Genomic DNA, 23440 nt, shown 5'->3' with positions numbered 1-23440 from the left:
ACGCCACACGCAGCGACCGCCGCACATCGTGCCGATGCGGGGCGCGCTTGAGCGCGGCTCTACTGATGCCGCGCGAGCCGGTCCATGGGTGCGTTTGCTTCGGCCAAACTAGCCAGCGCTTGCTCGACTTTTTGAGCCGAGGCGTCAGTGCGCTTGATGTGCCGGATCATTTGCTGCCTCAACCGCGCGAGCCTTTCCGCGCGATATACATCGCCGTATCTGGCAGTTTCAAGGTGGAGGGTCGCGAGCCTCATGGGCGACGATTCCGATTATCTAGCAGTAGAAATTCGCGAATCCGCCTTTCGTTCCGATGTCCGACCTTGCCCTCGCAAAAGCTGGCCGGACGGCCGCGACGAATGAGCCGCATCCCTGCCAAAAGAGAGATCGTCCGCTGATGCTGCTCAGTCGACCGCGGGTCCAACCAGACGGTAGCGGAAGTGATTTCGGATGTGGCCGTTGAAGAAGCGGCCCTTGACGAAGGCGGCTTGGAACTCGGCGAAGGCCACCTCACGCATCGCGGCGTCGCAAAACGCGGCAGGCACGGTCCTCCGGAAGCCAGTCTTTCGGTCCCTCTTTTGTCCGAAATCGGCGTGCAGGGTCGGATCGTTCCGTAGCCCCACGCGTTGGAGAAACGCAACGGGAGGAACGAACATGTCAGACGAGAAACACGAACGCATTAGGCGCCGCGCTTATGAGATATGGGAACGAGAAGGCCATACGCACGGCTTGCATGAGCGCCATTGGAATCAGGCGATCTTGGAGATCGAGACCGAAGATCGCTTGCTCGGTGCTCGGCCACCGGCAATATCTGGTGCCGATGTACCAGCTCCCGCGCAGACCCAAAGCCGAGAGAAGAAAGGCAAGCGCGCTGCTGGTCAATCGGATGTTGAGGCGGCGGAAGCACTGGCGATGAGAACAGGCATCACCGGCGACCAAGCTCAAGACCTCATCGACCGCCTCGGTGACGATCCGCTGGCACTCGATGAGGCGGCGCGGAGCCTCAGGGCATCCGAAAGGTAACCGCCGGCTTTCTCAGGCAGCCCATCGCTGTACTCGACACATCACCACAGATTTTCAACCTCGGCCCCCCGCCAGCGGACCGCCGCATCGGCCAAACAAATGAAAGCCCGCGCCCCTGGCGGAGAGAGCGGGCCGGTCGGGTCGCGGTCTGAGTTTCACGACATTGGACTGAGACGCGGTTTCGCCTTCGACGCTCGATGATGCGTGCGTTTCGGCGAGCAATTCTAAGTTCGCCAAGCGTCGGCCGCCACCAGCCCCGGGCGTGCTCCATCGGTCCGGCCTCACGACGAGCCGGCCATGTCCTGATGAGTTCCGTCAGCGTCGCCGAGCACCACGTTCCCCACACGTAATCGATGTCCGTCCGCGTCGCATGTGGATAGAAGGCGGCCAATACTGGCGGCTCGGCGACTTCGCCTGACACATCGGTAAAGACGACGACGCCGTACTGCTCTGTTGCGACGGGGCGGCCCATCGGAGGCAAGTCTTCAGCCGACAACGGATAGCGTTGGCGGCGGCGTTCCGCATATCGCAACCGTGTGGCTCTTTGAGCCTCCGAGTCCTTCTCCGCCTCTCGTCGTCGCTTCCTTTCCTCGGGTTCGCTACGTTTGGCAGCCTCTTCGATTGTCGGCCATCGGCGCCGCAGTTCCTCATAGGACCGAAACGGCACGCGCCACGCGCGGAGGTCATCGTCCCAACTTGCCCAGGGAATTTCGTGTAGTTCCCGAAGGACGGTCTTGGAATAGGGTGTTCGAATGCGCAGGTCGTCGGCAATCTCGAGATAGCGACTGGAGATCGGGTCAAAAGCGAAGGCGTCGCGTCCCTTGCTGTCGGCGTGGATCGCCAGCAATTCGGCCTCACGCGCCAGCCAGCGGTCGATCCGGCGGGCTGCCGTCTTGCCTGGTACAAACCAGCTCCTGCGCTCGTCGCTCCATCTCGCTCGCGGAAATTCCTCCCGAAATCGTTCGACCGTCATCCGGTCGTAAGGAAAGTTCGCCAAGGCACCGGGGGTGTCTTGTTTCTGCAGCGCAGGCTGATGCTTGGATTCCTCCACGGTCGTGCCGTCAATGGTGTTGGATTCGCGGAGAAACGTCCCGCCGGCCCTAATGGTTCACACGCGAACCAGAACGCAACTGCCCTTCGCGACTGAAGGTCGCCAGGCGGACCGCTAAACCGCCAATGTAGCAGCTGCTAGCCGCTCGATCTTCGCAGGCGTCCCTACGGGTTGCAAACTCGGCGTTAGCTCGAATCCCCACTCCCTTCGCCGGCATAACGGAGCAGCGGCATGCCCTGGTAGGCATAAGGAGCAACCGATGCTGGCACGAAGAGATGCCGCGGCATCCGCCTCATCGCCGCCCTTACCCGCTCATCGAGCGTCGCCTTGCCGAGTTCTTCGCTTGCAAGGTCGGTATGGATTGCAATCACCTCGACCATGTGCCTGCGTAGAACGGCGAGGTGCTCTTCTTCCATCGGCTTCATGACGGTGGGGCTTTCCTCAACCAGTCTGCTGCCAGATAGCTTTATGCCTTGTTCGTCTGTCACAGTAACGACCGACACCGTGGTTCGACCACTCACTCGATCCACCCGCCGTGTCAGATGCACGCGGACCTCCGGGGGAGTAAGATAGTAACATGCTGCTGAGGCTGCACCGGATCGACAAATTCTACTCCACTGGCGAGGGGCCGTTGCATGTTCTGCACGGGATCGATCTCTCGCTGGAGGCGGGCAAGAGCCTTGCGCTGACCGGCGAGTCGGGCAGCGGCAAGAGCACGCTTTTGCACCTCGTTGCAGGGCTCGACAGCCCTGATGCGGGAGAAATCCACCTTGGCGGTATCAATATTGTGGGGCTGAACGATACGGCCCTTGCCGCCCTGCGGCGGGGAACAGTCGGACTTGTGTTCCAGCAGTTCAACCTGATCCCTTCGCTTGATGTGGCAGCCAACCTTGCCTTTCAGGCTCGACTTGCCGGCAGTCCTGATCCGGCGTGGCTGAAGGTCCTTGCTGAACGGCTGGGCCTGGCCAAGGTTCTAACGCGCTACCCTGAACAACTGTCGAGTGGGCAACAACAGCGGGTGGCGATTGGGCGGACCCTAGCCGCTCGGCCCCGGCTGGTTTTGGCCGATGAGCCCACGGGCAATCTCGATGAGGCAACAGGGGACGCTGTACTCGATCTTATGCTGTCGCTGGTGGCTGAAACGGGTGCCGCCCTGTTAATGGTCACCCATTCCGACCGTCTGGCAAACCGGCTGAATGCCCGCGTTCACCTGCACGCGGGCCGGCTGGTGTGATGGTGTGGACCGGGCTGACAGCGCTCTTGTCGCATTGGCGCAGGCGGCCTGTCCAATTGGCGATGCTGCTTTTGGGGCTATCGCTGGCAACGGCGCTGTGGTCAGCGGTTCAGGCGATCAACGGTGAGGCGCGGGCGAGCTATGACCGTGCAGCGGCGATCCTTGGGCAGGACCGGCTCGCGCAACTAGTGCGTGAGGACGGGGCCCGGATGGATCAACAGGAGTTTGTGAGACTGCGGCGAGCAGGCTGGCTGGCTTCGCCGGTGATTGAAGGTGAAATGCGGTTTGGGGATGTGCGTTTGCGCGTCCTTGGCATTGACCCACTGACTTTGCCGCCGCAGGCGCAGCAGGTGGATATTGCGGTGGGTGATGATCTATTGCCGTTCATCACGGCGCCCGGTGTGCTCTATGCAGCCCCGGAAACCGCGGCACGACTAACCGAGCAAGCGACACCTCCCGTGCGCGTGGCCGAGGGTTTGCCGCCTGGCACAGTCCTCACCGACATCGGGCAGGCGCAGGTCCTGCTTGGGGCAAAGGACAAGATCTCTCGTCTTTTGCTCTGGCCGGACCAACCGATTGGCCGTGCCCCTCTAAAGGTGACAGCCCCCGGCCTGACCCTGCGCGAGCCGAGCGAAACGGGGGATCTTGCCAGGCTGACCGACAGTTTTCACCTGAACCTGACGGCTTTCGGTTTTCTTGCCTTTGCGGTGGGGCTCTTCATCGTGCATTCCGCCATCGGTCTGGCTTTTGAACAGCGCCGCCCGGTGTTTCGCACACTGCGCGCACTGGGCTTGCCGGCCCGCGTGCTGGTCCTTTTGCTGATCGCCGAGCTGCTGACCTTCGCCCTCCTCGCGGGGCTGGTAGGCGTGGCACTTGGCTATGTAGTCGCCTCGGCCCTTTTGCCCGACGTCGCCGCCACCCTGCGCGGGCTTTACGGGGCCGATGTGCCGGGAACGCTGTTGATCCGCCCCGCAGTGTGGGCAGCGGGGCTGGCCATCGCGGTAATCGGCACGCTGGTGGCGGCCGCACAAAGCCTCTGGCGGCTATGGCACCTGCCACTACTTGCACCGGCCCAGCCTCGGGCCTGGGCGCGGGCTTCGGAGCGGGCACTGCGCGCGCAAGGCGTGGCTGCGATGGTGCTCCTGCTGACGGCGGCGGGAATTGCACACTTCGGATCCGGCCTCGAGGCGGGCTTTGCGCTTCTGGCGGCACTGCTGTTGGGGGCGGCACTGGCGCTGCCGCTCGTGCTGACGGGGATATTGCACCTTGGCGGCCGCTTGGCGCGTGGACCATTGGCCGAATGGTTTTGGGCCGACACGCGTCAACAGCTTCCCGGCCTGTCATTGGCGCTAATGGCACTGCTGCTTGCGCTGGCCGTCAATGTGGGCGTCAGCACGATGGTGTCGAGCTTTCGGCTGACCTTCACCGGCTGGCTCGATCAGCGTCTCGCCTCAGAGCTTTACGTGACCGCCCGCACCGAAGCAGAGGCCACGGCGATACGCGACTGGCTGGCCCAGCGCAGCGACGCGGTCCTGCCGATCTGGAGCATTGAGGGCCGGGTCGCAGGCCAGCCCGCGGCAATATACGGCGTGGCCGATCATGCCACCTATCGCGACAACTGGCCGATCCTCTCTGCAGTGCCGGAGGTGTGGGACCGGATCGCCACAGGCGACGGCGCCCTGATCAACGAACAACTGGCGCGGCGCCAGGAGTTGGGCTTGGGGGACCAGATCACGCTGCCTGGTGGCTGGCGGGCCAGCATCGTCGGCGTCTATGCCGACTATGGCAACCCGAACGGCCAAGTGATCATCGGGATCGACACACTGCTCCAGCACTATCCTGACGTCTCCCGCCTGCGCTATGCCATTCGGATTGCCCCCGGCAAGGTCGAAGCACTGGCTGCGGGTTTGCGGGCGGAATTCGGCCTGCCCGCGCAGAACGTGATTGACCAGGCCGGGATCAAGGTCTTTTCGCTCAAAGTGTTTGAGCGCACATTCAGAGTGACAGCCGCGCTGAATGTGCTGACGCTGGGAGTCGCGGGGCTGGCGATGTTTGCGAGCCTCATGACCTTGTCGGGGATGCGCCTACCGCAACTGGCGCCGGTCTGGGCCATGGGTCTGCCCCGCCGCCATCTCGTATGGCTGGAGCTTTGGCGCGGCTTGTCGTTGGCAGCCTTGACCATGCTGGCCGCTCTGCCTGTAGGTATCGGGCTCGCCTTTGTTCTGCTGGCGGTGGTGAATGTGGAGGCTTTTGGCTGGCGTCTGCCGATGCACCTTTTTCCCGGTGACTGGGCGCGGCTGGCGGCGCTCGCGCTGCTGGCGGCCGGACTTGCAGCCGCCGTGCCTGCCTGGCGGCTGGCGCGTCTTTCGCCATCGGATTTGCTGAAGGTATTTGCACATGAGCGTTAGAGCATTGCTGATCTATATGTGCTTGGCCGCACCTGCCTTTGGCCAAGGTTTTGCTGGGCTTGGCACAGAGGCTGACGGGTTTTCAGTGCCGCAGCCGGGGACTGCATTCAACTTTCCGGCAGACCACGGCCCGCACCCCGGTTACCGGATCGAATGGTGGTATTTGACGGCCAACCTGCAAGCTGCGGATGGAGCGGACTATGGCGTGCAATGGACTCTTTTCCGATCCGCCCTGGCCCCGGTGGAGCGGTCCGGCTGGTCCAGTCCGCAGCTTTGGATGGGTCATGCGGGGCTGACGACGCAAACGCACCAATTCGTGGACGAACGGATGGCACGGGGCGGCATCGGCCAGGCGGGGGTTACGGCTGCGCCCTTTGCGGCCTGGATTGACAACTGGCAGATGGCAGGCCGGGCCCTGCCAGAGGCGGATGCGTTGTCGGCGCTCGATCTGCGTGCGACAGGACAGGCGTTTTCCTACGAACTGGCGTTGGACGCCAAAGGCCCTCTGGTGCCGCAGGGAGTGCAGGGCTATTCGGTGAAATCCGAGAAGGGGCAGGCGAGCTATTATTACTCGCAACCATTCTACCACGTGACCGGCACGCTGACCCTTCCGGCAGGCGCGATTGCGGTGACCGGTCAGGCGTGGTTGGACCACGAATGGTCCTCGCAGCCGCTGGCTGAGGATCAAACCGGGTGGGACTGGTTCTCGCTGCATTTCGACAGCGGCGAAAAGATGATGGGCTTTCGCCTGCGCGACAGAGGCGCGGGCTTTACATCGGCCACATGGATCAAGGCCGACGGCAGGCCGCAGCCGCAGGCCCCCGGCGCGCTAAGGGTGACGCCGCTCGAAACGGCGGCAGTCGCGGGACGTAGCGTGCCGATCCGCTGGAGGGTGCAATTGTCGGAAAAAGGGGTGGATGTGACCATCCGGACGCTAAACCCAGAAGCCTGGATGGACACACGCTTTCCCTATTGGGAAGGCCCGATCCGATTTGAGGGCACCCATGCCGGACGCGGCTATCTCGAGATGACAGGCTATGAGTGACTGGAGGACGCTGCTCAATCGCGAGATCGCGACGGCTGGCGAATTGCCGAAAATGGAGAAGGTTAGTTTCCAGCGCTCTCCCGCTACCACCTTCAAAATTGCCCAACAATTCTCCGGCCCCTTCATGGCTCCCGGAAGCCCAGCGTTTGCGGGATTTGCGGCCGAAAGCTGGGGAGAGCGGAAACAACCTTCCCATTGAATCTGCTCTCCGAATGTCCATCATTCTCCGAGCTGGGGAGCCTTTTGGATCTTCGGTCCGGCCCATCCGCGGGCACAATCTTTGCGTTTCCGCCAACGGTTCCGCCAATGGCGTTTCTATGACTTGCCCGCAAGCACCGCCGCAACCTATAGGTTTGCAACTAGCCTTATGGTTTGCTAGCTTCACCGTAGGGATGAGGGAGATGCGGATCTTGTACCGCCTTTGGAAGTGGCTCTTACGTCCGAAAGCACTGGGTGCCGGAGCGAACAGGGAGGAGCTTTCACCAAGTCATCCGTCCTCCATCAGCGAAGCGCGTCTCCTGGACTTTTTGGCGAACACGACTGATGGTGTGTCGTTCTATGATCAGGACTTCCGCCTGACGCACTACGCAACCAACCTCAAAAGCATCCACAGCCGCCCGCCAGTTGCGGGCGACGCTCTGTGGGAGATTTATCCGAACGTCGACACTGAGCTCATCGAAAAATTTGTTCGCGTGCTGCGCGGCGGTACTCCAATAAATGTCAATCTCCAGCGATCGCTGGGGGAGGCGCCCCGTTCCGCTGTCGTTTTCGGCGCTGCGAATGGAATTGGAATCATTGAATCCAGAGAAAGGGAGCGGGGCGGGCGGGGCTCACCGGAAGAGCAAGAGCGTATGATGCTCCTTCATCAGGCGACGCACGACGCATTAACCGGATTGCAGAACCGGCGGGGGTTCAGCGAAAACCTGCAACAAGCTCTGTCGGTGGTCGATGAGCCAAATGCCACTGCCCTGCTGCAAATCGACCTTGACGGTTTCAAAGCGGTCAATGACACACTCGGCCATGGCACGGGCGATACGTTGCTTCAACTGGCAGCAGGCCGGATCCGGGACACGCTGCAGGACGGCGAACTCGCATACCGGTTAGCTGGAGACGAGTTCGCCGTCATTCAATCGCGTACGGGACAGCCCGCCGAAGCGGAACGCCTCGCGGGGGCATTAATTGAAGCATTCAAGGCGCCGTTCATGATCAACGACATCCCCGTCTTCGTCGGCGCGAGCATCGGAATTGCATTCGGACCGGGACACGCGACCGAGTGCGAGCAGTTGATGAAGGCCGCGGATATCGCCCTTTATGCAGCCAAAAGAGACGGACGCGGCTGTGCGCGAATTTTCAATCGCTCGATGCAGCTCCTGCTCGAACAGCGTGAAAACCTGAGGCGCAGTCTTCGAATGGCGCTGGACCGGAACGAGCTTTATCTTGAATATCAACCGCTCATTCGGGCTCCCGCGTCGGTCGTGGGCTTCGAAGCGCTGCTGCGATGGCGGCATCCCGAAGTCGGGACCATTCCTCCGAGCGTGTTCATACCGATCGCCGAAGCCGACGGTCTCATGGACGAGATTGGACGATGGGTGATCGAAGAAGCCTGCCGCCAAGCGACGAGATGGCCGTCTTCACTGACGGTCGCCGTGAACCTGTCGCCGGCGCAGTTCCTGAGCGGTTCGCTCACGGACACGGTTGCTCAGATCGTCGACGCAGTCGGAATCCGCGCCGACCGGCTTGAGCTCGAGATTACCGAAACCGTTCTTCTCGAGCAAACCGTCGACAACATTGACACACTGAATACCCTGAATGTCCTCGGGATAAGGATCGCGCTAGACGATTTCGGCACCTACTACTCCTCGTTGAGTTACCTTAAGAACTTCCCGTTCGACACATTGAAGATAGACCGATACTTCATAAAAGACTTAGAAACCGATCGAAAAAGTCAGACGATCGTGCGATCGATCATAGGCATGGCGCACGGCTTGGGGATAAGCGTCACCGCGGAGGGAGTTGAAACGCCGGGACAGGCACAGTGGCTGATCAGGGAAGACTGTGATTACCTCCAGGGCGACTTCCTGGGACGGCCACTCGGAGCCGAGGCGACGCGCGATTTCATCAGGCGATCTTCCAAGGAACTAATACGCGAAAGTGGGGACGAAATCTGGCGATCCAGCGTCCGGCCCCATGCATAGCGGCGTGGACGAAACTGAGGGAAGCGAGGCAGAGCGATATGGATTTCCAGAGACAGGTCAACTGCCGTCCGGGAAGGGTTCGTCGCACCGCTTGACTAAAATGCAGCCAGAAACGAGTGAGGAACGCCGATGAATATTGCTTCTCATGACGAAGATGGCGAAGCAGTCTTTGAGACAATGATCCAGATCGATTTGGACGTCAAAACTTTTATGTCTGATTGGATACTCTGCGATCAACTCTCGACCTACTCGGCGCGAATGATCAGCCATAACAGACCTGACTCCGTACGGCATTCAAACCTCTTTTCCTCTGCGTTGAACGAATTATTGGAGGTCGCCTTTCGTACGCGGCATTACAGCGGTGAAATAGCCTGCAGGGTGTCCCGCCGGGGTGAGACGGACAGGATCGAACTGACATTCCCTTGCATGCCCGAAGAACGACAATTCTTTGAAGAAGCGGTGTTTCAAATTACGGGATCCGAGGCAATGGAGCGCTATCTCAACTCAGTGTCCGGAGACCTCGCGCCCAGTCGTGAAGTCGTTCTCTTGGAACTCGCCATCGACTACAACGCGACCGTTCGAGTCGACCAAGTCGGCGCAGATATCATCACTCTTGTCGTCGATCTTCCGCTTGAGGGCATGCCAAGTTGAGCGCGTACAACCTTTTCCCGCGTTTCAGAGCGCAATACGATGTAAACGATCAGGAGTTCTCGATATCGGGAATACTGCGGCCCCAGTCGATCGATGAGCTTGCGCCCAGCATTGCCCTGTTGAAGGAATCAATCGCTCGTGTACGCGGCACCCTGTACGTAAACGTCAAACGATTGACGCAAATGAACAACACCGCATTTCATGCTTTCTCGCGGGTCATTATTGACGCCTGTCGCGCTCGACCAGATCTCAGGTTCGTACTCGTAACGTCAAGCGTTGTCGGGTGGACGACCAGAAAATTCGGGCGCCTGAACGGAATCGAAGCGAACATCACGGTTCAAGAGTATGACAGTGATTTCTATCCGGGACAGAGCTTCCTCGAAGAAGGCGGGTTCATTCCGATCCTCCGCACACAGACGAAGATGACTTGGCGCCACGAGCGCACAATCTTGCCGCGACACGGCATGCAACCCGGTATCATCATGGCCGACATCTGTTGCGGAATTGGTGATTTCGCCGTACTCGTGCAGAAAGAATTTCAGCCATCACGGATTGTCGCTCTCGACCATTCCAGATCAAGCCTTGCTTATGCGCGAAGCGTGGCTGCGGCGTTCGATATCGGAGGAATTGAATACACCTATGGAGACGCGTCAGAAATGCTGCTCGACCAAGATCAGTTTGACTTGGTCACATGCCGACACTCCCTGCAGGTGTTCAACAAGCCCGAACTGATTCTCAAGGAACTCTTTCGCATCTGCAAGCCGGGCGGACGCGTCTACATCACGAATGAAAAGAACTCGCATTGTCTGGGCGAACCGCGCGCCGATAGCATCCAGTGGACCTATAATGAAGTCGCCAAGCTTTGGGCGCACTTCCAGATGGATATCGAGCTTGGCCCCAAAAGCCGTCGATACCTGGTCGAGGCGGGGTTCGAAGACATTCGAGTCGAGTCTTTCGTGGTCACCAACCACGACGGCGATCCGCAGGACTTCGCAGATGTCGTCGCGGCATGGGAGAACGTCTATGCAGGCGAGATGGCGACAAAGCGAGGTGACCCGCCGGCGTTCATCAGACGGTTCCGACAGGGTTTCCAGGATCACATTTTCGCTGCGCTCCACCCCAAGGGATACGCCGGCTGGCCAATCTGGGTTGCATCGGGACGTAAGCCACTGTGAGCGAGTCGCATGCCATTTCCCCCAAACCCTGGTCCATTTTCCGGCCTAACAGCTTCCGCGCGAAATTCATAATCGTCGTAGGCGGGGCGGTGCTCTTCGACCTCCTGGTCGGTGGGAGCGTCGCCCTGTGGAACGTCAACCGGCTTTCCCGCGACGCGACGTATCAGATCGAGAGCGGCCTCACCAAGGCGAGCCAGGAATACCTCCAGAATTATATCGAGACGACTGCTCTGCGCGCCGATCTCCTGTTCGACCAAATGCACTCCGAGGTTACCGCACTTGCAGGCTCCATGCAGAGACTGATCGATCATCCAGAGGCGAAGGAGGCAATCGGCAACGCGCTGGCGACGGACTCCTATTTCAATGCGCCGCTTATACATGACCCCAAGGGAAACTGGATGCAGAGCCCCCAAGGGTCGCCTTCGGTCTTGAGTATCTGGGGATATCTTCTCTCCCCCGATGGCCGACCGAAGCCCGAAATTCTCCACAAAATTCAGGAGAGTGCGGCGTTCGACATTTTTGGCCCAAGCCAAATGGCAACAGGCGCCAGGAAGTTGCAGGTCTATTACGTTGGACCGAAGGCAGCACCTATCATGCGCACGACTCCTTACTCCGATCAGGCGCAAACCTTCGACAAGCTCTATCCGGGCCACAACAACGCAAATTTCTGGGATTTCTTCTTTCCTGGCGTCTATGAGCGCTGGCAGGGGTGGATCAGGGACCCGAATTCGCGCCCCGTAAAAGGCGATGACATCACGGCGACTGCCCCATATATCGATGCGATTACCGGCAAGCTCATAGTGAGTTTCTTCCATCCGCTCTGGACGAAGGACCGCAAGGATGTCGCCGGCATGGTCGCTTCCGACGTAACGCTCGATCAGCTCGCTGAAATTGTCGAAAGCGTGAAGGTCGCTGAGACGGGCTTCGGTTTTCTCACCATGTCGAATGGCAATGTGCTCGCGATCAAGCCCGAAGGCGAGAAAACGCTCGGGCTCAAGATTGCAAGCGGTGCGGCGGGTCAAGGCGTTACCGGACTCGATCGCTCGCTCAAAAAGAGTACGCATTCGGCCGTTGCGGCGCTCGAACTTCCTGCCGACGACAAGACGGTCATCAAGCATATTTCGATTTTGGAGGAAGATGGCGAAGCCGAACCTCACATCGTCGCGCTTCGCCGACTGGAGGCAGTCAATCTCTGGAATAGCACGGGGTCTATCACAGCCGAAAACCAGATGCTCGGCTTCGTCGTCCCGGAGCGGGAAATCTATGCTTCCCTGCTTGCAGCGCAACAGAGCATTTCCAGCGCGACCAACCGGATCCTGGTCTCCCAGATCATCGCAATTATCATTTCGCTCCTGATTGTCTTTGCGGCTGTCTTCGGAATCTCAAAGCGGATCACCGCAGGTCTCAGCGCGCTTGCAGCAGCCGCAAAGCGGCTCCAGGCAAAAGACTATTCAGTTCGAGTAAGCATTCCGACGCATGACGAAGTGGGAGAGGTGGGGGTCGCGTTCAACCGGATGGCGGAGGAGATCAGCTTCCATACGGAAAATCTCGAGCAAATCGTCGATGAAAGAACGAAGGAGCTTGAAGACGCAAATCAGGAGATTTCCGCCCTCAACAGCAAATTGCGAGATGAGAACCTGCGCCTTGGTGCAGAGCTTGCAGTTGCCAAACATATCCAGATGATGGTTCTGCCGAGAGCCAGCGAACTCGAAGCCATCCACGGGGTCGAAATCGCCGCTTATATGCGGCCGGCCGACGAGGTCGGCGGCGACTACTACGACGTCTTGCAAGAGGGATCGCGGGTCAAGATCGGGATCGGCGATGTCACAGGCCACGGGCTCGAAAGCGGTGTGCTGATGCTGATGGTTCAATCCGTTGCACGCGCACTGCAGGAGACTGGCGAGGACAATCCACGTCAGTTTCTCGATCGACTGAACAGAGCCATCTATAAAAATATCGAACGGACCAACACCGACAAGCATCTCTCGCTGGCCTTTCTTGACTTTGAGAATGGGAGGGTGACCCTGTCAGGGCAGCATGAGGAGGTTCTCGTCGTTCGTGCAAATGGAGAGATCGAGCGTATCGATACCGCCAATCTTGGTCTGCCGATCGGCCTCGAACGCAACATCTTGCCGTTTATCGCAACGCGCGACATTCCGTTCAACAGCGGCGATGTGATCGTGCTCCACACGGATGGTGTGACCGAGGCGGAAGATCCGGAGGGAAAATTGTTCGGTTTGATACGCCTCTCCAACAGTGCGCGCCACTATCATCGCAGGAGCGCCGAGGAGATCAAAACTGGAATTATTGAGGACCTGATGGCCCATATCGGAACACAGAAAATCCACGACGACATCACGCTCGTGATCATGAGGCACAAGTAGGAATGACAACACTGTTCGGAACAGCCGACTTTGCAATTGGAATGAGAGAGAGCGTCAGCCGCGTGCGATTGTTCGATGGACCTCTCGACCTGAGTTGGCATCATTGCGCAACTACTTCGGACTTCATCGCGGACGTTTTTGCCCTGCGCTTCCAGTCTTCTCGCAACGACTACAGGGAAGTGCGACACAGCATTGGCTATCTAGTCAACGAACTGATTGAAAATGCGGTCAAGTTTCGTGCGCCAGGCGAGATCACGATCGAGGCGGCCATAGAATCGGAAAGTTTTAAAATCAAGGTTTCGAATGTTGTTGACGTCGAAACGACCGCTAAATTTCAAAATCTTCTGTCGGAGATCACAGCCGGCGATCCGGGTGATCTCCTGATCCAGCGAATCGAAGAGAATGCCGCGGACCCTCAGACAACAAATTCCGGTCTTGGATTGCTGACGTTGATGAGCGACTATGGCGCGAGCCTGGCTTGGGTCTTCAGCCCCGCCGACGAAAGGGATCAGGTTCGCCTGGAAACATATGCTTCAATTGTGGTATCATCAGAAACTTATAACTAAAACGAAATGAAGACAAAATCGTGGACATAACAACGACAAATTATCGCGTGTGGAACGAAGGAAGCGATGTTTATTTTGACGGCGTAATGAGGTTGTCCAGTTCTGAGGCCTATGCGCCCATTTTGCAGCTAATGATGAATGTCCTTACCTCCAATCCTACTACTATAACGATACATGTATCAGACTTGGAGTTCCTTAACTCGTCGGGCATCAATTTATTGGCCAAATTTACCATAGAGGTCAGAAAGCATCCAGAGATCCAACTCATTGTCCGGGGAAGCTCGGAAATACCTTGGCAGTCGAAATCGCTGCCAAATCTCAAAAAACTGCATCCTGCGATGGTACTCTTCGTTGGCTGACAGGCGGTTTATCCAGGCGTCCAAAGACCCATTCGGCTACACTTTCCGGACGTCTGCCTTTTGAGATGAGAATCGAATCCGTGTGCAAATGACGGGAGCGGGTTCATACGCTTGGCATCCGGCTGAATGCCGCTTCCGAGACGGCGGCCGAAAGGCCGGTCAGGGAAACCAGGACCGTTCCGTCCTTACGCTGCCTGCACGTTTTTCGAGATCCGCGCCCACTCCGGAATCCAGTCGCCGTGCGCGGCGAGCAGGTCGTCGACCAGCGACCAGATCTGGTCGAGATCGAGCTCGGCGGCGGTATGCGGATCCATCATCGCCGCGTGATAAAGATGCTCGCGGTTTTCCGTCATCAAGGCCGCGACAGTCAGTTCCTGCACATTGACATTGGTGCGGATGAGCGCCGTCAGTTGCGGCGGCAAGGTGCCGATGAAGGCCGGCTGGATGCCGGACGCGTCGACCAGGCACGGCACTTCGGCCGCGCAATTTTCCGGCAGCGAGGTGATGCAGCCATTGTTGCGGACATTGCCGTAAATAACTGAGGGCTCGCCGGTCCAGACCGAGTTCATGATCGAGGAAGCATATTCGTGGCTCTCCTCGATCTCGATGTTCTCGGCGCTCCGGTAGGCGGCCGCCTGCCCTTTCCATCGCTCGATCTGCTCGATGCAGCGTTTGGGATATTCATCGAGCGGAATGCCGAACTTCTCGATCAGATCGGGCCTGCCGTCCTTGATGAAATAGGGCGTGTATTCGGCGAAATGCTCCGAGCTTTCGGTGACGAAATAGCCGAGGCGGGTCAGCACCTCGTAACGCACCTTGTTCGGGCAGCGCGGATTCCAGTGGCTGGGTTTCGGAAATCGCCCGTCGCGGTAGCCGCGCACGAGATCCGGATAAAGGTCGCGGTAGCTGCCATCGGCCTGCCGATGCTCGAATTTCAGGTAGAAGGCCATGTGGTTGATGCCGGCGGCACGGTAACGGATTTCATCGAGCGGGATTTCGAGATCTCGGGCGAGTTCGAAAGCCGTTCCCTGCACCGAATGGCAGAGACCGACCTGCTTGATGAGCGGATACTTTTCCGCAATCGCCCAGGTGTTGATCGCCATCGGGTTGACGTATTGCAGGAGGATGGCGTCGGGGCAGATTGCCATCATGTCTTCGCAGATTTTCCAGAGATGCGGCACGGTGCGCAAACCCCGCATGATGCCGCCAACGCCGAGCGTATCGGCGATCGTCTGGCGCAGGCCGTATTTCTTCGGCACCTCGAAATCAGTGACCGTGCAGGGCTCGTAGCCGCCGATCTGGAAGGCAACGACGACGAAGTCCGCGCCTTCCAGGGCCTTGCGCTGGCTGGAATGGGTCTCGATGGTCGCCGCAGAGCCAAGCGTCTTGACCAGCTTTCCGGCGACAATCTCGCTTTCTTCGAGGCGCTGCGGACAGACGTCCATCAGCGCGATGGTAGCGCCCGAAAGAGACGGCCGCTGCAGCACATCGCCGATGACATTCTTCATGAAGACGGTGGAACCGGCCCCGATGAACGTGATTTTGGGTTGTCTCGTCATGAATTGCGCCTCTTGTCTGCGATTTATGCGGCTACCTCGAACGCCGCCTTGACGAGCCGTTCGGTGTAGGCGGTCCTCGGATGGGAAAGAACCTCGTCGACGGGTCCCTCCTCGACGATTTTGCCGTGCTGCATCACCACGACCCGATGACAGAGCGCGCGTACGACCTTGAGATCGTGGGAAATGAATAGATAGCTCAGGCCGCGCTCGTCCTGCAGTCTGCGCAGGAGGTCGATGATCTGGGCTTGAACGGAGAGATCGAGCGCCGATGTCGGCTCGTCGAGCAGGATGAATTCCGGCTCGAGTGCGATTGCCCGCGCAATAGCGATGCGCTGGCGCTGTCCGCCGGAAAACTCGTGCGGAAAGCGCGACAGGATGTTGTGCGGAAGCCCAGCGCTGACAAGCGCCTGCTCCACGCGCTGCAACCGATCACTTTTGTTGTCGCCGAGCCGATTGACGATCAGCCCCTCCTCGATGATCTGGCCGACCGACATGCGCGGATTGAGCGAGGAGAACGGATCCTGAAAGACGACCTGCATCCGCGATCTGAGCGGCCGCATCTGGTCACGTGTCCTTGCGTGGATCGGTTCGCCGTCGAAGAAGATTTCGCCGCCGTCGGCCGTCAGGAGCTTCACCAGCGCCTGCCCGAACGTTGTCTTGCCGGACCCGGATTCGCCGACCAGCCCCAGCGTTTCGTACCGGTGAAGCTTTAGGCTGAGGCTGTCGACGGCGACGAGTTCCTTGAGCCGCGGCTTGAAGAACCCGCCATGCTTCAGCATGAACGACACCCGCACATTGCTGCCCTCGAGAATGACGGCTGAGTCCACCGGCGTCGGATTGGCCATGCCCTTTGGTTCGGACGCCAGAAGATGGCGCGTATAGGGATGCTGCGGGTTCTTGAAGAGCGCTTCAGTGGTGTTGTGCTCCTTCACCTCGCCCTGGCTCATGACATAGACGTAGTCGGAAAACTGGCGAACGACCGTCAGATCGTGAGTGATCAGGATTACCGCCATACCGAGCTTCTGCTGCAGATCACGGATGAGGTTGAGGATCTGCGCCTGCACGGTGACGTCGAGTGCCGTCGTGGGTTCGTCGGCGATGAGTACGTCCGGATTATTGGCGAGCGCCATGGCGATCATGACGCGCTGGCGCTGACCGCCTGAAAGCTGGTGCGGATATTGGTTGAAGCGGCTTTCCGGGTCCGGAATCTGCACCTGCCGCAACAGCTCCAGCGTACGCTCCGCTGCTTGCCTGCGGCTCATCTTCTGATGAACGCGGATCGCCTCGATGATCTGTGCGCCGACCGTGTAGACCGGATTGAGCGAGCTCATCGGCTCCTGGAATATCATCGAAATGCGGTCGCCGCGCAGTGCCCGGCGCTGTCGGTCGGAGAATTTCAGCACATTCTTCCCATCATATTCGATCCGCGAGTGCACGGCCACGGTGGCGCGCTTGGTGAGCAGGCCCATGACCGTGCGCGCCGTCACCGACTTGCCGGAGCCGGATTCTCCCACCACAGCGATGGTCTCGCCGCGATAGAGCTGAAACGAGACATCCTTGACCGCGTCGACGGTTCCGCCTTCTACCTTGAAGGTCACCGCGACATTGCGGGCGTCGATGATCGGACTGCCGGTCCTCACCGCATGATCGTGACGTTCGTCCGGCGCCATCGAGGTCTTTTCCGTCAGAGCCATGGTGCCGGCCTTCTCAATAGGGATCGACGGCGTCGCGAAGACCATCGCCCAGCGCATTGAACGCAAAGACGGTGACCAGCACGAAACCCACGGGGGCAAGGATCCAGGGATAGGACCCAATGACGGAGTATGTCGCGGTATCCTGCAGCATCAGCCCCCAGGAGATCAGCGGCGGCTTCACCGCGAAACCGAGGAAGCCGAGGAAGGATTCAAGCAGCACGACATTGGGGATCGCCAGCGTGACGGCGACGATGACGTGGCTCATGACGTTGGGGAAAATATGCTGAAAGATGATCCGGCGGTCGGTTGCGCCGATCGCCATCGCCGCCCGCACATAGTCGATCCGCGCCAGCGCCAGCGTCTTGCCGCGGACCTCGCGCGACAGCTGTGCCCAGCCGAGCGCCGACATGACGAAGATGACGAAGGCGAGGAAGACATTGGTCGGCGCCGTCACCGGAATCAGCGAGGTGAGCGCGAGATAAAGCGGCAGTTGCGGAAAGGCGAGCACCAGTTCGACGAAGCGCTGTACCCATGCGTCGAACCTTCCGCCGAAATATCCGGACACCATGCCGACCGTCGTGCCGACTACCGTGATGATGAACACCACGGTCAGGGCGATCATCAGCGAAATGCGCGAGCCGTAGATGATGCGCGACAGCACATCGCGGCCGAATTTGTCGGTGCCGAGGAAATTGACCGGGCTTCCGTCGGTGGCGCCGAAGAAATGCCGCTGCGCCGGGATCAGTCCGAAAAGCCTGTATCCGAACCCTTTGACGAAAAAGCCGAGCGTCTGCGGGTTTTCGTAGTCGGGGCCTACGATCGGCTGGAATGTGACGGGGTCGAATTCATCTGTTTCACGAATCGGATAGCTGCGCGGCGGAAAGACGAAGTTCCCGCCCCGATCCGTCATGCTGATTGTCTGAGGCGGCGCGAAACCGACGCCGGTCAGCTTCGGATCGACGGGTGCGAAGAACTCCGCGAATATCGTCATGATCATCAGGAGGCAGACAAGGATCAGCCCTATCATGCCGGTCCAGGATCGCTTGAGACGGCGCCAGACAAGCGCGGTATAGGTTTCGTTGCCATTGCCTTTGGCCGGCGGCACGGAGGCGCAGATTATGGATTGGACGTCGGCTTTCATGCGTCGGTCCCTCCCCCAAGGCGAACCCGCGGGTCGAGCGCTGCAAGCAGCATGTCGGCGATGATATTGCCGACGATCAGGGTCACCGACAGAACCAACATGAAGGTCGCCGTGACATAGACGTCGCCGATCCACATCGAGCCGACGATGGCCGGGCCGACCGTCGGCAGGGCGAAGATGATCGCGGTTTCGATCTCGCCGGTCAGCATGTAGGGCAGCACGACGCCCTGATACATGACGAGCGGATGCAGCGCGTTCGGCACAGCGTGGCGCATGACCACCGTGCCCTCGCTCAAGCCCTTGGCCCGAGCCGTTTCGACATATTGGGCGTTCAGCGTATCGAGAAGATTGCCCCGCATGACGCGCATGTTGTAGGCGAGCCCGCCCAAAGTGGCGATCGCGATGACCGGCCAGACATGCTTGACCAGATCGACGAACTTGCCCCACGACCAGGGCGCCCCGCCGTAGCGGGCGGAATGGAAACTGTTGATCTCAGTGACATTGAAGTGGAACACCAGGATATAGACGATGATCAGCGCCATCAAGAATCGCGGTACCGTCATGCCGAGAAACGAGATCCCCGACAGCACGCTGTCCACCCAGGAATATTGCCGGGTTGCCGCCAAAACGCCGAAGGTGATGCCGATCACCGAAGCCAGGATATGGCAGACGAGCGCCAGCGCCAGCGTACGGGGCAAACGTTCGCCGACCACATCGGCGACAGGCTTGTTGTAGAAGAGACTGTGGCCGAAATCGCCGCGGGTGACGATGCCGGTGATCCAGTTGACGTACTGGAGGGGCAAGGGCTTATCGAGGCCATGCGCGATCTTGTAGGCCTGCGCCTGGGCGTCGGCCTTTTCGAAGGATGCGCCACCCTGGTTGATCAGTTGCGAGCGCACATAGTCGCTGTAGTCGCCCGGCGGGGCCTGGATGATCGCGAACGTCACGACGCTCAGGACGAAGAGGACAGGAATCGCCGAGGCGATACGCACAAGCAGAAATCTGAACATGATCGTGTTTGCTTCTCTTGTGGCTCGTGGCGATCTGCTCCTTCACGAGGCGCGGTATCTCCACGGTTCAATTCGCAACCTCCCCTCCGGCGGATGCTCGCCGGAGGGGAAATCGACTGCGGTCAGTTGATCGGACCGCCTTCACCGGGCTTGCCCGGAAGCTGCTCGGGGAACAGCTCGTAGTCGCCCTGCTTGTCGGCAGCGACGAAGACCCGTTCACGGATGATCGTGTCCTCCGCCCAATTGAACATGAAGATCGGCACGCCTTCCGGAATGTTGGAGAAGCGCTTGTTGATGATGAGCGCACCCGGATATTCTGTCAGGCCGATCGTATCGAGATTCGTCGTCGAGACCTTCTGGAACTGCTTCATCAGATCAGCCCGCTCGTCATTGTCGTTGCTGGAGATGAACTTGTTGACGACGTCCACGAGTTCCTGTTCGAACGGCATCAGATCGACCGTGCCGTCCGTTCCTGCCCTGTGATGCCAACTCGTGCGCGGACCGGTCGGGGCAAGCTGGGTCGTGTTCTGCACAACTGAGGTCTGTTCCTGCTCGTTGCGGCGAACAAGCCAGTCGAAGCGCCCGGCATACTGGGTTGCGTCGCGCTTCGCGCCATCGATTGTGTTGAGCACGACCTTGAGGCCAAGCTGTTCCATCTGGCCGACCAGACCTTCCGCGAGGTTGCGATCGGTGCTGTAGTCGGAATTCACCAGAAGCACGATCTGTACGTCCGAGCCGCCAGCTGTACCGGCCGGGAAGTTGACGGCGCCGTTGCCGTCCGTGTCCTTCAACCCGACCTTCTCCAGCAGCGCCTTGGCGCCTTCCAGATCGAACGGGTAGTACACCGTCGAGGCGCGGTCGTAAAAGCTCGTGCCAGAGGAAATGCCGCCGGGATAGATCGCGGTGAAGGGTCCTTTGACGAGGGATTCGCCGAGTTTCTTGCGATCGATGGCCATGGTCACGGCCTTACGGAAATCGACGTTGCGGTTGAGCTCGCGTACGGCCTGCGCCCGCTCGTCCGGCTCGCCCCAGCCATTGGCTGAAAAGTTCATGCGCAGATTGTAGCCGATCAGCCGGGCGCCAAAGGCCAGCCGCGCGGGAGCCGTTTCCTGTGCGGCGCGCTTCAGCGATTCCACGAAATTTTCAGGTTGCTCCAGGTTCGAGATATCGCCGGACCCGGCGATCGCCTGCACGTCGCGATCGGCCCAAGTCGAAAGCTTGTAGTGCAGTTCGTTGAGATAGGGCAGCTGATTTCCCTCTTCGTCCACCTTCCAATAGTAAGGATTGCGGCGAAGCACGATGACGTCGTCCGAACGGTATTCGATAGGCACCCAGGCGCCCATGACGGGCATATTCAAGTATTCCGGCGGAAAGCCGTTCTTGTACTCGTCGTAGGTGGTGCCTGCATATTTCGGATGCTTGGTCTTCAAAATGTGCGAGGGGCCAGGGCAGAAGGTTCCATAGGCCATCGCATAGAGATGCCGGCGCGGGAACGCGTCCTTAAAAGTCCATTCGATCGTATATTTGTCTACCGCCTTCAGGGTGGTGCCTTCTCCGAACGTTTCCGGTGTTGCACCGTTCAGCGGCGAGACGTTCGGATCGACGACATTGTCGTCCCAATAGAACATCACGTCATCGGCGTCGAAGGGATCTCCGTCGGACCACTTTGCGCCTTCGATCAACTTCATCGTCAGTGTGTGGCCGTCTTCCGACCACTCCCAGCTCCGGGCAAGATTGGGCAGCGGCTCGACGTCTTTGGCATCGACCTGGAAGAGCGGCGCGGTGCGCGTCAGGCATTCGAACATCGCAATATCAATGCCGCCCCAGCCTTGCGTCTGCCCGGCACTGTAGTTCCAGCCTTCCGGCCGGCCGCCGACGACGTGGCGCATCGTGTCGCCATAGACGCCTATCCCGTCGGGCATGTTGCCTGTCTTGAAGACCATCGGCTCCTTCGGCAGCCGATCGGCCAACGGAGGCAGTTTCCCGGTCTTGACGAATTTTTCGGTGACCCACTCCGGCTCGCGATATTCGGATAGCGCCTTGAATTCCAGAATTGAATCGCGCGGCACGTAATTGATCTCGCCTTGCGCCGGAAACGGCGGCTGTTCCGGCACGATCGTCGGCTCGGAGGCCACGGCCTGGATCACGAACGCCGACACACCAAACAGGAGCGCGGCGGCGGTTTTCATGCGGCCAAAAATGTTCATTGTCCTGATTTCTCCCTTATGCTTCGGGCCTGCCGCGATGGCATGGCTCTCCTCCTACAAGCATCGAACGAAGCGGTATTCCGCTTCTCGGATGACAGTGCCGTGCTGCCCGGGCGCATTCGCCGAGGCACGATCCTGGCCGCCCGGTTTTCCGGAACATTGGCTTATCGCAACCAATGTCTCAGCCGGCCGCGCGCAATACGTCCTTTTCGGCCCTGATCTCTTCGATCGAGCGAACCTCGCGGCGGGCGACGCCCTTCCATTCCCGCGTTTTTACCGTCGCGCGGCTCAGCCGCTCCTTGGCGCTGTCGATCGCATGGGCGAATTGCGGCAGCCATTGCGCTTGCGCCACAACCATCTCGTCGACCATCTGCCAGACCTCTTCCGGCGTGCAGATGGCGCCAACCAGCGGATCGTGCAGCACGGCCAGTTTCAGGAGGTCGATGTCGCCGGAGATTGCCGCGTGGACGGACATGCGCTGGACATTAATCGACGAAATGCAGGTCGCGGCGCAGGCTTCCGGAAGCGTGATGCCGGCCACCATGTTGATGCCGAAGCGATCGACGAAACCAGGCGATTCGATGATTGCATCGGACGGAAGATTGGTGATCACGCCTTCGTTCTTGACGTTGAAGTGCCCGCGATAGACCCGACCGGTCTCGAGCGCCTCCAGTATGTGGCTGGCGTGCTCGTTCGAGCGGCGCCCGGGATCGAAGGGCTTTCCCGCATCTTCGAGGAATTGCGGGAACTCGGTTTCGAACCAGTTCCGGGTTTCGGTCGAATAGCGCAGATAACCGCCGGTTTCGCCGTGGATCCAGTCCGACATGTCGATCCACTTGGCGGTCTCCTCAGGCCGTTTGCGGTACCAGGGCAGATATTCCGACAGGTGGCCGTTACTTTCGGTCGAATAGACGCCGAAGCGCTTCAACACGTCGATCCTGAGTTTCTCCTGCCGCGAGAAGACCGGATGCGCCTCGAAGGCGGCGACGAGCTCATCCCTGCCGATCTTGCGGCCCTTGACGCGAACGTCGACGAACCAGGTCTGGTGGTTGATGCCGGAGCAGACATAGTCGAGCTCGCCTTCCCCGGCGCCGAGGATCTCGGCAATCTGCTCGGCCCCATGCTGGACCCCATGGCAGAGACCGACCGTATCGACCTTGCCGAATTCGATCGCCGCCCAGGTGTTCATCGCCATCGGGTTGGCATAGTTCAGGAATTTCGCGCCTGGCTCGGCCAGTTCGCGAATGTCCTTGCAGAAATCCAGAATGACCGGGATGTTGCGCTGGCCGTAGAGAATGCCACCGGCGCAGATCGTATCGCCGACGCACTGGTCGACGCCATATTTCAAGGGGATGCGGATATCGTCGGCATAGGCGGCGAGACCTCCGACGCGCACACAGCTAATGATGTAGCGCGCGCCCTCGATCGCCTTGCGGCGGTCCGTCGTCGCGGTCACCCGTGCAGGAAGCTGGCTCGACTTGACGATCCGCAGGAGAATTGACTCGATCATCTTGAGATTGTGCTCGCTGATGTCGGTCAGTGCGAACTCGATGTCGCGCAGCTCCGGCACACACAAAATGTCCGTGAACAGCTTTTTGGTGAAACCGACGCTGCCCGCGCCAATGATTGCGATCTTAAATCTGCTCATTCGAACCTTCTCCGCAAGCGGATTGGACCGATAGGTAAAATCGGTTCGTGGAAATCCAGTCCAGGCGTATTATTCGGAAGACACGCAACCAAG

General features: G+C 59.5%; 17 protein-coding genes and 2 pseudogenes. 10 read left to right on the top strand and 9 right to left on the bottom strand.

Annotation, left to right across the window (positions count from 1 at the left end):
* Positions 1-401 precede the first annotated feature (401 nt).
* Entirely contained in the window at positions 402-542 is a 141-nt protein-coding gene (locus AC0L17_RS16590; protein WP_473516617.1) for a hypothetical protein, read from the bottom strand.
* A 109-nt stretch (positions 543-651) separates the two neighbouring features.
* Here AC0L17_RS16590 and AC0L17_RS16585 point away from each other — a divergent pair, with 109 nt between their 5' ends.
* The gene (locus tag AC0L17_RS16585) at positions 652-1020 is read left to right on the top strand and encodes a DUF2934 domain-containing protein (RefSeq protein WP_236369215.1); all 369 of its coding nucleotides are present in this window, start codon (positions 652-654) and stop codon (positions 1018-1020) included.
* Between the two features lie 169 nt (positions 1021-1189).
* Here the strand turns inward: AC0L17_RS16585 and AC0L17_RS16580 are convergent.
* A pseudogene (locus AC0L17_RS16580) lies at positions 1190-2071 on the bottom strand (hypothetical protein); the annotation flags it as partial.
* A 224-nt stretch (positions 2072-2295) separates the two neighbouring features.
* Positions 2296-2496, bottom strand: a pseudogene (locus AC0L17_RS16575) (protein-L-isoaspartate(D-aspartate) O-methyltransferase); the annotation flags it as partial.
* A 152-nt stretch (positions 2497-2648) separates the two neighbouring features.
* Here AC0L17_RS16575 and AC0L17_RS16570 point away from each other — a divergent pair.
* From AC0L17_RS16570 to AC0L17_RS16530, 9 genes are all read left to right on the top strand, one after another.
* The gene (locus tag AC0L17_RS16570; protein ID WP_473516616.1) at positions 2649-3305 is read left to right on the top strand and encodes an ABC transporter ATP-binding protein; all 657 of its coding nucleotides are present in this window, start codon (positions 2649-2651) and stop codon (positions 3303-3305) included.
* Positions 3305-5713 carry an ABC transporter permease gene (locus AC0L17_RS16565; protein ID WP_473516615.1) on the top strand — a complete coding sequence of 803 codons (2409 nt, stop codon included), beginning with the start codon at positions 3305-3307 and terminating at the stop codon, positions 5711-5713. The genes AC0L17_RS16570 and AC0L17_RS16565 overlap by 1 nt, the downstream gene beginning before the upstream one ends.
* Entirely contained in the window at positions 5703-6758 is a 1056-nt protein-coding gene (locus tag AC0L17_RS16560) for a lipocalin-like domain-containing protein (protein ID WP_473516614.1), read from the top strand. Before AC0L17_RS16565 ends, AC0L17_RS16560 begins: the two co-directional genes overlap by 11 nt.
* 500 nt (positions 6759-7258) lie before the next feature.
* Positions 7259-8953, top strand: coding sequence for a putative bifunctional diguanylate cyclase/phosphodiesterase (locus AC0L17_RS16555; protein WP_473516651.1), 1695 nt, complete (start codon positions 7259-7261; stop codon positions 8951-8953).
* A gap of 129 nt (positions 8954-9082) precedes the next feature.
* On the top strand, positions 9083-9604 hold the full coding sequence (locus tag AC0L17_RS16550) for a ubiquinone biosynthesis methyltransferase UbiE (RefSeq protein WP_473516613.1): 522 nt from the start codon (positions 9083-9085) through the stop codon (positions 9602-9604).
* Positions 9601-10779, top strand: coding sequence for a class I SAM-dependent methyltransferase (locus tag AC0L17_RS16545; RefSeq protein WP_091594694.1), 1179 nt, complete (start codon positions 9601-9603; stop codon positions 10777-10779). Before AC0L17_RS16550 ends, AC0L17_RS16545 begins: the two co-directional genes overlap by 4 nt.
* On the top strand, positions 10776-13163 hold the full coding sequence (locus tag AC0L17_RS16540; RefSeq protein ID WP_473516612.1) for a SpoIIE family protein phosphatase: 2388 nt from the start codon (positions 10776-10778) through the stop codon (positions 13161-13163). The genes AC0L17_RS16545 and AC0L17_RS16540 overlap by 4 nt, the downstream gene beginning before the upstream one ends.
* Before the next feature lie 2 nt (positions 13164-13165).
* On the top strand, positions 13166-13729 hold the full coding sequence (locus tag AC0L17_RS16535) for a slr1658 superfamily regulator (RefSeq protein WP_473508201.1): 564 nt from the start codon (positions 13166-13168) through the stop codon (positions 13727-13729).
* 20 nt (positions 13730-13749) lie between these two features.
* The gene (locus AC0L17_RS16530) at positions 13750-14088 is read left to right on the top strand and encodes a slr1659 superfamily regulator (protein ID WP_023797948.1); all 339 of its coding nucleotides are present in this window, start codon (positions 13750-13752) and stop codon (positions 14086-14088) included.
* A 185-nt stretch (positions 14089-14273) separates the two neighbouring features.
* Here the strand turns inward: AC0L17_RS16530 and melA (AC0L17_RS16525) are convergent, their stop codons facing one another.
* The 6 genes from melA (AC0L17_RS16525) to melA (AC0L17_RS16500) all read right to left on the bottom strand — a co-directional run bounded on the left by melA (AC0L17_RS16525) (position 14274) and on the right by melA (AC0L17_RS16500) (position 23347).
* On the bottom strand, positions 14274-15647 hold the full coding sequence (gene melA / locus AC0L17_RS16525) for an alpha-galactosidase (RefSeq protein ID WP_473516611.1): 1374 nt from the start codon (positions 15645-15647) through the stop codon (positions 14274-14276).
* Positions 15648-15670: 23 nt separating this feature from the next.
* Positions 15671-17341 (bottom strand): ABC transporter ATP-binding protein, encoded by a 1671-nt coding sequence (locus AC0L17_RS16520; RefSeq protein WP_473516610.1) that lies wholly within the window; start codon positions 17339-17341, stop codon positions 15671-15673.
* A gap of 13 nt (positions 17342-17354) precedes the next feature.
* Positions 17355-18482, bottom strand: coding sequence for an ABC transporter permease (locus AC0L17_RS16515; RefSeq protein ID WP_287177770.1), 1128 nt, complete (start codon positions 18480-18482; stop codon positions 17355-17357).
* The gene (locus tag AC0L17_RS16510) at positions 18479-19492 is read right to left on the bottom strand and encodes an ABC transporter permease (RefSeq protein WP_236389258.1); all 1014 of its coding nucleotides are present in this window, start codon (positions 19490-19492) and stop codon (positions 18479-18481) included. Before AC0L17_RS16510 ends, AC0L17_RS16515 begins: the two co-directional genes overlap by 4 nt.
* Before the next feature lie 122 nt (positions 19493-19614).
* A complete protein-coding gene (locus AC0L17_RS16505) occupies positions 19615-21699 on the bottom strand; it encodes an ABC transporter substrate-binding protein (RefSeq protein ID WP_473516609.1) in 2085 nt (694 codons plus the stop codon).
* Positions 21700-21880: 181 nt separating this feature from the next.
* Positions 21881-23347 (bottom strand): alpha-galactosidase, encoded by a 1467-nt coding sequence (melA, locus tag AC0L17_RS16500; protein ID WP_473516608.1) that lies wholly within the window; start codon positions 23345-23347, stop codon positions 21881-21883.
* Between the last annotated feature and the right edge of the window lie 93 nt (positions 23348-23440).

It is taken from the genome of Mesorhizobium sp. WSM4829, assembly GCF_055811475.1.
This window is presented reverse-complemented; position numbering and strand designations above follow the sequence as displayed.